Origin of the sequence: Tepidibacillus sp. LV47 (genome assembly GCF_048381575.1) — a bacterium.
Lineage (GTDB): Bacteria > Bacillota > Bacilli > Tepidibacillales > Tepidibacillaceae > Tepidibacillus.
This window is the reverse complement of record NZ_JBLWIF010000003.1, coordinates 113001-124810: the sequence shown is the minus strand read 5'-3', so window position 1 is coordinate 124810 and position 11810 is coordinate 113001. Positions and strand designations below refer to the sequence as shown.

The 11810-nt window shown below is 35.1% G+C and carries 15 protein-coding genes; all 15 read left to right on the top strand.

All coding sequences use genetic code 11. The annotated features are described in order from the left end of the window. The first annotated feature begins 47 nt into the window (after positions 1–47). Positions 48–602, top strand: a complete 555-nt coding sequence (locus tag ACMW72_RS05525) for an NUDIX hydrolase (RefSeq protein ID WP_418367846.1) — start codon at positions 48–50, stop codon at positions 600–602. Further along, the gene (locus ACMW72_RS05520) at positions 599–1759 is read left to right on the top strand and encodes an endonuclease Q family protein (RefSeq protein WP_418367845.1); all 1161 of its coding nucleotides are present in this window, start codon (positions 599–601) and stop codon (positions 1757–1759) included. Before ACMW72_RS05525 ends, ACMW72_RS05520 begins: the two co-directional genes overlap by 4 nt. 58 nt (positions 1760–1817) lie before the next feature. Then, the gene (gene spoIIM, locus ACMW72_RS05515; RefSeq protein WP_418367844.1) at positions 1818–2468 is read left to right on the top strand and encodes a stage II sporulation protein M; all 651 of its coding nucleotides are present in this window, start codon (positions 1818–1820) and stop codon (positions 2466–2468) included. Positions 2469–2571: 103 nt separating this feature from the next. Beyond that, positions 2572–3042 (top strand): Fur family transcriptional regulator, encoded by a 471-nt coding sequence (locus tag ACMW72_RS05510; protein ID WP_418367843.1) that lies wholly within the window; start codon positions 2572–2574, stop codon positions 3040–3042. A gap of 87 nt (positions 3043–3129) precedes the next feature. Then, positions 3130–3378, top strand: a complete 249-nt coding sequence (locus ACMW72_RS05505) for a DUF4227 family protein (RefSeq protein WP_418367842.1) — start codon at positions 3130–3132, stop codon at positions 3376–3378. A gap of 89 nt (positions 3379–3467) precedes the next feature. Continuing rightward, complete coding sequence (gene xerD, locus ACMW72_RS05500; RefSeq protein ID WP_418367841.1) at positions 3468–4355, top strand: site-specific tyrosine recombinase XerD; 888 nt, start codon at positions 3468–3470, stop codon at positions 4353–4355. A 117-nt stretch (positions 4356–4472) separates the two neighbouring features. Beyond that, positions 4473–5651 (top strand): phosphopentomutase, encoded by a 1179-nt coding sequence (gene deoB / locus ACMW72_RS05495; RefSeq protein WP_418367840.1) that lies wholly within the window; start codon positions 4473–4475, stop codon positions 5649–5651. Positions 5652–5663: 12 nt separating this feature from the next. Next, positions 5664–6965 carry a pyrimidine-nucleoside phosphorylase gene (locus tag ACMW72_RS05490; protein WP_418367839.1) on the top strand — a complete coding sequence of 434 codons (1302 nt, stop codon included), beginning with the start codon at positions 5664–5666 and terminating at the stop codon, positions 6963–6965. A 304-nt stretch (positions 6966–7269) separates the two neighbouring features. After that, positions 7270–8433 (top strand): D-alanyl-D-alanine carboxypeptidase family protein, encoded by a 1164-nt coding sequence (locus ACMW72_RS05485; RefSeq protein WP_418367838.1) that lies wholly within the window; start codon positions 7270–7272, stop codon positions 8431–8433. 154 nt (positions 8434–8587) lie between these two features. Further along, positions 8588–8938, top strand: a complete 351-nt coding sequence (gene spoIIAA, locus ACMW72_RS05480; protein ID WP_418367837.1) for an anti-sigma F factor antagonist — start codon at positions 8588–8590, stop codon at positions 8936–8938. 15 nt (positions 8939–8953) lie between these two features. Further along, positions 8954–9379, top strand: coding sequence for an anti-sigma F factor (gene spoIIAB / locus ACMW72_RS05475; RefSeq protein WP_418367964.1), 426 nt, complete (start codon positions 8954–8956; stop codon positions 9377–9379). A 10-nt stretch (positions 9380–9389) separates the two neighbouring features. After that, positions 9390–10142 carry an RNA polymerase sporulation sigma factor SigF gene (sigF, locus tag ACMW72_RS05470; protein WP_418367836.1) on the top strand — a complete coding sequence of 251 codons (753 nt, stop codon included), beginning with the start codon at positions 9390–9392 and terminating at the stop codon, positions 10140–10142. 124 nt (positions 10143–10266) lie between these two features. Then, positions 10267–10878 (top strand): stage V sporulation protein AA, encoded by a 612-nt coding sequence (locus ACMW72_RS05465; protein ID WP_418367835.1) that lies wholly within the window; start codon positions 10267–10269, stop codon positions 10876–10878. An 11-nt stretch (positions 10879–10889) separates the two neighbouring features. Next, on the top strand, positions 10890–11309 hold the full coding sequence (locus ACMW72_RS05460) for a stage V sporulation protein AB (protein ID WP_418367963.1): 420 nt from the start codon (positions 10890–10892) through the stop codon (positions 11307–11309). 83 nt (positions 11310–11392) lie between these two features. Next, positions 11393–11809, top strand: a complete 417-nt coding sequence (gene spoVAC / locus ACMW72_RS05455) for a stage V sporulation protein AC (protein WP_418367962.1) — start codon at positions 11393–11395, stop codon at positions 11807–11809. The last annotated feature ends 1 nt before the right edge of the window (position 11810 follow it).

The window sequence follows — 11810 nt, the reverse complement described above, 5'->3', positions numbered from 1 at the left end:
GGCGATGTTGGACAAGTTATGACTAATTTGAAGGAAGGGAATAAAAGTTGAATCAAAAATATGTGGAAAAAACAATAGAAAGCAAACAGATTTTTGATGGGAAAATCATTAAAGTATTTGTTGATACAGTAGAGTTACCAAATGGAAAACAGGCAACAAGAGAAATCGTTCGTCATCCAGGGGCAGTAGGAATTCTTGCTGTGACTAAAAAAAATCGGGTTCTGATGGTAAAACAATACCGAAAACCAATGGATCAAATCCTTTATGAGATTCCCGCAGGAAAATTAGAACCAGGAGAAGACCCAAAATCATGTGCAATTCGCGAATTAAAGGAAGAAACAGGTTATGTTGCTACCAATATGTCACTTTTTACCAAATTTTATACATCCCCTGGATTTGCTGATGAGTTGATCCATTTATTTTACGCAGACGGAATTGAAGCAGGAGAAGCGACTCCTGATGAAGACGAGTTTGTAGAACTTGTAGAATTGACATTAGATGAGAGTATGGAGATGATTGAAAAGGGGAAAATTGTAGATGCAAAAACAATCATTGCGATTTACTACTGGCAAATCATGCAACTAAAGGGTAGGGAAAAATGAAATCTTATTTTGCTGATTTGCATATTCATATTGGATGGACGGAAACGAAAAAGCCTGTAAAGATAAGTGCTTCGAAAAACTTGACGTTTCGCAATATTATTCAAGAAGCTTATCATCGTAAAGGATTAGATATGATAGGGATCATAGATGCCCATTCTCCTTTGGTTCAGAGGGAGATTCAATCGTTACTCCAAGAAGGAATGATTCAAGAATTAGCAGAAGGCGGTTTGCGTTATCAAGATTTAACGATTCTTTTAGGTTCTGAGATTGAAATAAAAGAGGAAAATAGAGGGGAAGCTCACTATCTTGTATTTCTTCCTTATTTTGAGGATATGGTTCTTTTTTCAGATTGGATGAAAAAACGGATGAAGAATATTCAATTAAGCTCGCAACGCCTATATGTATCTACGAGAGAACTTCAGAAGGAGACGAAGATAAGAGAAGGGCTTTTTATCCCTGCTCATATCTTTACTCCCTTTAAATCGGTTTATGGGAATTGTTGTAAAAGAATGGAAGAAGTTCTTGATCTGTCATTGATTGATGCCGTCGAATTAGGATTAAGTTCTGACACGGAGATGGCGGATCAGATTGTTGAATTACATCCTTTCACTTTTGTTACTAATTCTGATGCCCATTCATTAGCAAAAATCGGAAGAGAATATAATCAGATTCAAATGGAAACACCTAGTTTTAAAGAATTAACGTTAGCTTTAAGGAGAATAGATGGAAGAAGAGTAATCAGCAATTATGGGTTAGACCCCAAACTTGGTAAATATTATAAGAGTCGTTGTGCGAAATGTGAGACATTGGTGATAGACGAAAGCGTTTGTCCCAAATGTGATAGTCAACAGATGATAAAGGGTGTTTCCAATCGTATTAGGGAAATTGCAACCTTAGCTCATCCTAAACATCCTGAACATCGTCCACCCTATATTCATCAAGTACCTTTAGAATTCATTCCGAAACTAGGTCCAAAAACATTAGATCGGTTACTTGAGCATTTTGGAACAGAAATGAATATTATTCATCGCGTGAAAAAGGAAGATTTATTGACTGTTGTTTTTGAACCAATCGCCGATATGATAATCAAGGCGAGAACTGGACAATTAAAGGTTGAAATGGGTGGAGGGGGCCTTTATGGGAAAGTCTTAAATTAGTTCATATTCTTACCTTGTCCAACATATGATGTATTGAGTTGGACAAGGAGGGATTTTTATGAGACGGCAACCAATCAATAATCAAATTGGGGATTATGTGAAGCAACATTTCACATTATATATTTTTACGATTGTTTTATTTATCATGGGTGTGATTTATGGATCGATCATCATTCAATCTTTATCACTTCAGCAGAAACAAGAAATGATCGGATATTTAAGTCAATTTTTTCATGGTTTAACGAGTAATGGAGATACAATTTTTTCTAAGAAGATCGCTTTAAAACAAGTGATTTTTGATCATTTAAAGTATTTGGGAATGATCTGGTTTTTGGGATTATCGATTATTGGCATGCCGTTAATTTTTATTTTAATCTTTATGAAAGGGTTTGTAATTGGCTTTACGGTCTCTTTTTTGATATCACAATTACAATGGAAAGGATTTGTTTTTTCTTTTGTCTCAATCTTGCCGCAAAATCTCTTGATTGTTCCCGCTTTCATTATCGCAAGCGTTGCTGGAGTAGCTTTTTCATTATCCCTTGTACTGACTAGAATAAAAAGAAATCCATATTCAGCGTTAACGCATCAACCTTTTTTATCTTATTCGTTTCTATTTATCATGATGGGTGCAATCTTAGTTGTTGCTTCTGGATTTGAAACTTACGTATCCCCTTATTTAATGCGAAGTGTAGCAAATTGGTTTTATTAATAATAGATCATAAATCTTAGTAATTATCATATGATTTTCAATTAATTGACTTTTATATCTAAACTGTTATAATTTGGATAAATGCTAGAGGAGGTGATACGTTTTGGAAAAACGTATCGAAAAGATAAAACAACAGCTTCATTCTTATAATTTTAAGCTTACTCCTCAACGCGAGGCATTGGTTAGGGTTTTAATAGAGAATGAAGAAGGGCATTTAAGTGCTGAAGAAGCATTTTTATTGGTCAAAAAAAAGGTTCCTGATATTGGGTTAGCAACTGTTTATCGTACGTTAGAATTACTTAGTGAATTAAATATTCTGCAAAAACTAAACTTTGGAGACAACGTGACAAGGTACGAATTTCGCTCAGAAGAAGCGGAACATCATCATCATCATTTAGTTTGTATCAACTGTGGAAAAGTTGAAGAAATTAATGAGGATTGGCTTGGGCCAATTGAAGAACGGATAGAAAAACAATTTGACTTTGAAATCTTTGATCACCGCTTAATTTTCCACGGAATATGTAGTGAATGTAAGAAAAAACGAAAAGAAGACACTTCTTCAAGTATGAAATGAAGGACAATCTAATAAAATAGTTTAAAATGGCTATTACATATATAGCCTTTTTTTCATCTTTTGTAAAGGATTAAAGGAGTGAATATTTTGTTTGTCACAATAAAAAGGATGGTTGAATGGATTTTATTGGTATTCCTCTTTTTTGGTTTTACTTTATTGATGTATCGAATGGTGCTAATTGTGAATACATGGATTGAGCCTAAGCAATTAAAGGAACCAAAAGGGCATTCGATCAAGGTTGATGAGGCGGTTGATTCTTCATTTCAATATCCCATACAACCACAAAATGATAGTATGATCGAACGTCTGAAGCTGTTTTATTGGTATGGAGGTTAATAAATTTTTCTCCTTATAGAAGGAGTTCGGCTCGTTATGTTGAATAAACATACTAGAAAATCACCTAGCTATAAAGGAGAAAGTTATTGATGGAAAGATTTATCGAGCAATTTACCCATTACCTTCTGGTAGAAAAGGGGTTAGCTCAAAATACAATTGATTCCTATAGAAGAGATTTAATCTCTTATTTTAAATTTCTAAAAAAATATGAGATTGCATCCATAGAGGATACGAATCGTTCACATATTATTGCCTATTTACTCTCACTAAAAAACAACGGAAGAGCGACAACGACGATATCGAGGAATCTTGCATCGATACGGGCCTTTTATCAATTCTTGGTAAGAGATCGATTCATTGAAAAAGATCCATCGCAAAATCTTGAATCTCCTAAAATCGATAAACGATTACCAAAAGTACTAACCGTTGAACAGGTTGAAATTTTATTAAATATGCCAGATATAAATACACCAGCAGGTATTCGCGATCGGGCCATGCTAGAATTGTTGTATGCTACGGGAATACGGGTTTCAGAACTTGTTGCCTTAAATGTTGATGATTTAAATTTAACGATGGGGTTTTTGAAATGCATTGGAAAAGGCGCAAAAGAACGAATAGTTCCTTTAGGGAGTATGGCGATCAAAAGTATCAAATCATATCTCGATTCTGCTCGAGGAAAGCTTCTTAAACGGACAGTAGAAGAAGCGCTTTTTGTCAATCATCATGGCAAACGCTTAACACGACAAGGCTTTTGGAAAATTATTAAAAAATACGCGAAAATGGCTTCGATTGAAACGCAAATTACACCTCATACCTTACGCCATTCTTTTGCCACTCATCTTTTAGAAAATGGAGCAGATTTAAGATCCGTTCAAGAGATGTTGGGTCATGCTGATATTTCGACAACACAGATTTATACTCATATCACAAGATCAAAATTAAAAGAGGTTTATTCTAAAGCTCATCCAAGGGCATAAAGGTACTTCGTATAGTACCTTTTTCTCTGATGGAAGTTGTTAGACATCTGTCAATATAGGAAATCCCATTTCTGGCCATAATAAAACATCATGAATGTAAAAGGAAGGGAAAATGAGATGAATCCATTTAAGAGAGTTGTATTAATCGTATTAGATAGTGTAGGGATAGGAGAATTACCTGATGCTGAAAAATTTGGTGATAAAGGAACAAATACGCTTCTACATATATCCGAACAAATGAACGGATTGCATGTACCCAATTTAGAAAAAATGGGTTTAGGCCATATTTATCCTCTTAAGGGAGTTAAAAAAGTAGATCAACCGATTGCTTCATATGGAAAAATGAAAGAAGTATCGGTAGGAAAGGATACCATGACTGGCCACTGGGAAATCATGGGATTAAAAATTGATCTTCCCTTTAAAACATATCCAAATGGTTTTCCTGATTCGTTAATTAAACCTTTTGAGGAAAGAATCGGGAGAAAGGTAATAGGAAATAAGCCAGCGTCAGGAACTGAAATTATTGAAGAATTAGGGGAAGAACATATGAAAACAGGTGCAGTGATCGTTTATACATCAGCAGATAGTGTTTTTCAAATCGCTGCCCATGAAGAGATCATTCCCTTAGAAGAATTGTACCGAATTTGTGAAATTGCCCGAGAAATGACTTTAGACGAAGAGCATATGGTAGGTCGGGTAATCGCAAGACCCTTTATTGGAACTCCTGGACATTTTAAGAGAACGGCTAACCGCCATGATTATGCAGTAAAACCTCCAGCAAAAACAGTGATGAACTATTTAAAAGAGGCAGGACTAGACTCTATTGCCGTCGGAAAAATTTCTGATATTTATTCAGGAGAAGGAATCACGCAAGCAGTGAAAACGAAATCAAACATGGATGGAGTTGATAAAACTATCGATGGATTGAAATCTGATTTTCATGGCTTGCTTTTTACGAATCTCGTCGATTTTGATATGCTGTATGGTCATCGTCGTGATCCAATTGGCTATGGAAAAGCCATTGAAGAGTTTGATGCCAGACTTCCAGAACTTTTTGCCGCTTTAAAAAAGGATGACCTTCTGATGATTACAGCAGATCATGGAAATGATCCAACTCACACGGGAACCGATCATACAAGAGAATATGTTCCATTATTGGTTTATAGCAAGGTATTAACAGGCGGTGTCAATCTGGGGATAAGAGCAACATTTGCGGATGTTGGCGCCACAATTGCTGATATTTTTGGTGTTACAAAGCCCCAATATGGGGAGAGTTTTTTACGAGAATTAAAATAGGGGGAAGAACAAATGAAAATGGTGGATATTATTCATAAAAAAAGAGATGGAAAAGAATTAACAAGAGAAGAGATTTACTTTTTTGTTCACGAATATACGAAAGGAACCATTCCCGATTACCAAGTTTCTGCTTTGCTAATGGCCATTTATTTTCAGGGAATGACAGCTGACGAAACAGCTGCACTTACCATGGCGATGGTTCAATCGGGAGATGTCATCGATTTATCCAACATTCACGGACATAAAGTAGATAAACATTCAACTGGAGGTGTTGGTGATAAAATAAGTCTCATTGTTGCTCCATTAGTAGCATCGGTTGGTATACCCGTTGCAAAAATGTCTGGGAGAGGTTTAGGACATACAGGAGGAACCATTGATAAGTTAGAATCAATTGCTGGTTTTCAAGTTGAAATGACAAAAGAGGAATTTATTGAAAATGTAAACAAGTATAAAATTGCAATCGCAAGCCAAACAGGAAATTTAGCACCTGCAGATAAGAAATTATATGCATTACGGGATGTAACAGCAACAGTTGATTCCATTCCATTAATTGCAAGTTCCATTATGAGCAAAAAAATTGCATCTGGAGCAGATAGTATTGTACTTGATGTAAAAACAGGGAGTGGAGCCTTTATGAAAACATTAGAGGATTCAGAGGCCCTTGCAAAAGAAATGGTTCGTATCGGTAAAAAATTAGGGAAAAATATAGTGGCTGTGATTAGTGATATGAATCAGCCCCTTGGTTTTGAGGTTGGAAACGCCAATGAAGTAAAAGAGGCAATTCGCGTTTTAAGAGGTGAAGAGATAGAGGATTTAAAAACCCTATCCCTTGAATTGGCCACCCAGATGGTGTTATTAGCTCAAAGTTACCCTGATTATGGAACAGCGAAAAAGGAATTAGAAAAAAACCTCAAAAACGGAAAAGCATACGAGACATTTAAACAATTTATCCAGGCTCAACATGGGAATACGAAAGTGATTGACCATATTGAGCTGCTTCCAGATGCGAAATATCATATTGAAGTAAAAGCTGAAGAAGATGGATATATTGCATCGATTGATGCTGAAGCAGTTGGTTTAGCCGCTATGTATTTAGGAGCAGGGAGAGTAACGAAAGAAGATCAGATCGATCATGCCGTTGGAATCACATTAAAGAAGAAGGTTGGTTATAAAGTTATAGCTGGCGAAACGATTGCGATTCTTCATAGTAACCATCCTAATCCGACCGAATCTATGGTGAAATTAAAAGAAGCATATCACTACTCAAATACAAAACCCCAACCTCGACCATTAATCTATCAGATCATACAATAAAAGGATTGAATTCGGAGCTTATAAAACTTGAAATGGCATGTATGTTCTAACGCTGCTCCTAACCTTACGGCTTTCCATGAATAAACGGTAAGCAGGGAAGCTCGCTCTAAAGGATCAGATTATAGAACATACAAGCCAAGCTTATTAGGTTTGTATATTCCATTGGCAGCGACTTTTGGGAGTGTATACAGACAACGAAGTGCGTTGGAATATACAAACCTTTTTTTTATAAAAATATTTTTTAAAAATGGAATATTTCTCCTCAATGTGCGAACAATAACAAATAGAAAAAGGAGGAGTTAAAATGTGGAAAAAAAATATCATCATTGGAGTAATTAGTTTTCTTCTCTTTTCCTTACTCCCGACTCAACTGATTCATGCAGAAGAAATTAATTTGGCTCCAAATGCAAGATCTGCAATTTTAATTGACCAAGATACTGGTACGGTATTATTTGATAAAAATAGCCATGATCGTCTACCACCAGCCAGTATTACTAAAATTATGACCATGTTATTAATCATGGAAGCGATCGATACTGGAAAAATTACCTTTGATGATAAAGTACGAGTCAGTGAAAAAGCAGCTTCTATGGGAGGATCGCAAATCTTCTTAGAGGCTGGAGAAGAAATGACAGTCAGGGATTTATTGAAGGGAATTGCTATTGCTTCAGGTAATGATGCAACTGTTGCTATGGCAGAATACATTGCTGGCACAGAAGAAGAATTTGTTAAAATGATGAACAAAAAAGCTGAAGAATTAGGTTTAAAAGACACTCATTTTGTCAATACCAATGGTTTACCTGAAGAGAATCATTACACAACAGCTTATGATATTGCAGTCATGTCAAGAGAACTGCTAAAACATGAAAAAATCACAGAATTTACAGGTATCTATCAAGATTATTTACGAAAAGATAGTCATGAACCTTTTTGGTTAGTCAATACGAACCGTCTTGTTCGTTTTTATCAAGGTGTAGATGGCTTAAAAACAGGATATACGAGTGAAGCGAAATATTGTCTTGCTGCGACAGCTAAAAAAGGAACATTTCGCGTGATCGCCGTTGTAATGGGGGAACCTGACTCTAAAACAAGAAATAAAGAAGTATCAGAATTATTAGATTATGCGTTTAATCAATATAAAAATGAAGTCTTATATAAAAAGGATCAATTGGTTACCGATGTTGAAGTAAGTAAAGGATCGATTTCAACGATTCCGCTAAAAGCTCCTTATCAAATTGGGCTTCTATTAAAAAAAGGAGAAAAAACAGAAGACTTTGAACAAATATTATCGATTAAGGAGCAAATTCAAGCCCCAATTCAAAAAGGTGATGTTTTAGGAAAACTACAGATTGTGAAAGCCGGAAAAGTAATCAATGAGATACCTTTAATCGCTGCAGAAGAAGTATCGAAAGCGAATATTTTTCAAATGTTTAAGAAGGTATTACGAAAACAATTCTTAATTGATTAAAAATTGACTTAATATGACTTTTTTTGACAACGAGATGCCGCATAATGACGAGGTATCTCGTTTTTTTTGTACTTTTGTCATCTAGCAGGAACTTTGAAAGCAAAAGTAGAATTAAAGAAGACAAAATAAGGGAAGAAGGAGTGAACTACAGTCAATGAGTGTTCATATTGAAATGGAAATGGAAAAAAATACGTTAATTGTTCGCTTAAAAGGGGAATTGGATCATCACACTTCTGAGATGGTCCGGGAAAAAATTGAAAAAGAATTAGACAAAGGTATCGTTAATAATCTACTTTTGAATTTAGAACAACTCACTTTTATGGATAGTTCTGGTCTTGGAATGATCTTAGGAAGATATAAAAAAATTCGTCAACTTAAAGGGAAAATGTCAATTTGTTGTGTAAGACCAAGTATTTATAAGATTTTTGAATTATCGGGTTTATTTAAAATTCTGTCTGTTTACGATAATGAAGTTGAAGCATTAGAGTCATTGGGGGTGGCTTAATTGCTACATAATTATATGACTTTACAATTTGCAGCAAAATCCGAAAATGAGTCTTTTGCCCGTGTAGCTGTTGCTTCCTTTGTCTCACAAATAGATCCTACATTAGAAGAAATCGATGAAATCAAAACGGTTGTTTCAGAAGCTGTGACAAACGCCATCATCCATGGCTATGAAGAAAACCCTGAAGGATTAGTAACGATACATGTTGTGTTGAAAGATTCAATAGTAGAGATTACGATTGAAGATCAAGGAAAAGGGATAGAAGATATTGAGAAAGCTCTTCAACCGTTATATACGACTAAACCAGAATTAGAACGATCTGGAATGGGATTTACCATCATGGAAAATTTTATGGACGAGATGAAAGTAGAATCTAAAATCGGTAAAGGGACAAAAGTTTTTCTGCGAAAAAAGTTAAATTCCACTCGTAATGTTAGTTAGGGGTGAACATATGGAACTGGATACAAAAAACAATCAACACTCCTATCTAAGCGACGAAGAAATGAAAGAATTGATCATTAAAAGTCAAAATGGTGATCAAGAAGCAAAAGAGATCATCATCAATCATAATAAACGACTGGTTTGGTCTGTTGTTCAACGTTTTTTAGGTCGTGGCTATGAGGCGGATGATTTATTTCAAATTGGTTCTATTGGTTTGCTTAAAGCGATCGATAAGTTTGATATGTCCTTTGACGTTAAATTTTCCACTTATGCTGTCCCGATGATTATCGGCGAAATTCAACGATTTATTCGTGATGACGGAAGTGTTAAAGTAAGCCGATCGTTAAAAGAAACGGGGAATAAAGTAAGAAAGGTTAAAGATGAACTATCAAAAGAATTAGGGAGATTGCCTACGATAAAAGAAATTGCTGAAAAATTAGAAATTTCACCAGAGGATGTCGTATTTGCTCAAGAAGCGAGCCGTACACCATCGTCGATTCACGAAACGGTATTTGAAAATGATGGAGATCCCATTACGTTGATGGACCAAATTTCTGATGAATCGCAAGAGAAATGGTTTGATAAACTAGCTTTATACGAAGTGATACGAAATTTATCCCAACGGGAAAGGTTAATTGTTTATTTGCGTTATTTTAAAGATTATACTCAATCAGAGGTAGCAAAACGATTAGGGATTTCCCAAGTACAAGTTTCTAGATTAGAAAAAAAGATATTGTCAACGATCAAAGACCAGTTGGAATAATCCGAATGGTCTTTTTCTTTAGCATAAATTGGAATGAATGGTTTTTAAAAATTCTCTAACATACTAATAGAGATACAGATAAAAAAGAAAAGATTAAATTTAAAAAGGAGAGAATGATTGGTTTATGAGTACGGTTTATCTTCGCTTTCGTAATCGCCATTATGCAAAACCCGATGATTTGATTCTTTTAAAAGATATTGCCCAAATTGTTGCTCCAAAAGAACTAGAGGAAAAGATCAAACATTTACCTGTCCATCAAATTATACCTGAAGATAAACATTTAGTTGTCATAGATATGATGAAAGTGGTTAAGATATTAAAACAGAATTTTGATGTAGAAGTAAGGAATATTGGCCAACCAGAAATCATTGTTGAAATTCTTACCAAATCCATGATGAAAAAACCAAATTTTTTTGCTGTATTATTTGTTTGGATTCTTTTATTTATCGGTTCAGGGGTAGCGATCATGAATTTCCATCATGATGTTAGCATGCAGGAAGTACATCAACGGCTCTATTATTTAATCACAGGAGTTAAAAAGGACCATCCTCTTTTATTACAAATTCCTTATTCATTGGGTATTGGGCTTGGAATGATTCTTTTTTTTAACCATGTATTTAGAAAAAAAATTAATGAAGAACCAAGCCCTCTAGAAGTGGAAATGTTTTTGTATCAACAAAATTTGGATCAATATGTATTTCTGAATGAAAATACAGAAAATAGGAAGAGAATTTAAAAATGGCGAGTATGGGGCAAAATATTTTTGTCATCCTTGTAGGTTTTGCAGGAGGATTGGCCGTAGGAAGTGGGTTTGTGGCTTTTATCACCGTACTTGATATCATTCCAAGACTTACGCAAATGACAAAGGGTTTTGCTTATATTCCTTGGTTTCAAAGGGCACTAGTCGCTGGAGTAATGACATTTACTTGGATTGACTTAAGGGGAGTTATTTTCCATTTTCCTCAAATCATTTTGTCTTTTTTTGGATTATTTCATGGCATGTTTGTGGGTTTATTTGCCGCAGCCTTAACAGAAGTACTGAATGTTTTACCTATACTTGCAAAGCGACTCAATATGGCGGGTGCCATATTATTTCTTTTAATGGCAATGGTTTTTGGGAAAGTAACTGGTTCATTGCTACATTGGATGATTTATATACCAAAATAAAACAAAAGAAAAGAGGTGTAATGATGTCAAATTCAACAGGCAAAAAGAGAGAAGAAAATGAAGCAAAGCGTCAATATCAGCAAATGACACAACAACTCAGGCCACAACGTCCAGTTTTATTAAATAGCATTAAAGCGTTTATTGTTGGAGGATTGATCAGTTTATTGGGCCAATTTATCCAAAATATCTATATTCAATATTTCGGGTTTTCAAAAGAGAAGGCTGGAGATCCTACTGTTGCAACTTTAATTTTTATATCAGTTTTGCTAACAGGTTTAGGGGTTTATGATAAAATTGGTCAATTTGCAGGTGCTGGTTCTGCTGTACCAGTAACTGGTTTTGCCAATTCAATTGCTTCTGCTGCAATTGAGCACCGTTCGGAGGGATTTGTTTTAGGAGTTGGAGCAAATATGTTTAAATTAGCAGGCTCTGTCATTGTTTTTGGTGTTGTGGCCGCTTTTATTATCGGTCTAATCAAAACATTAGTAAAACTCATTTAGA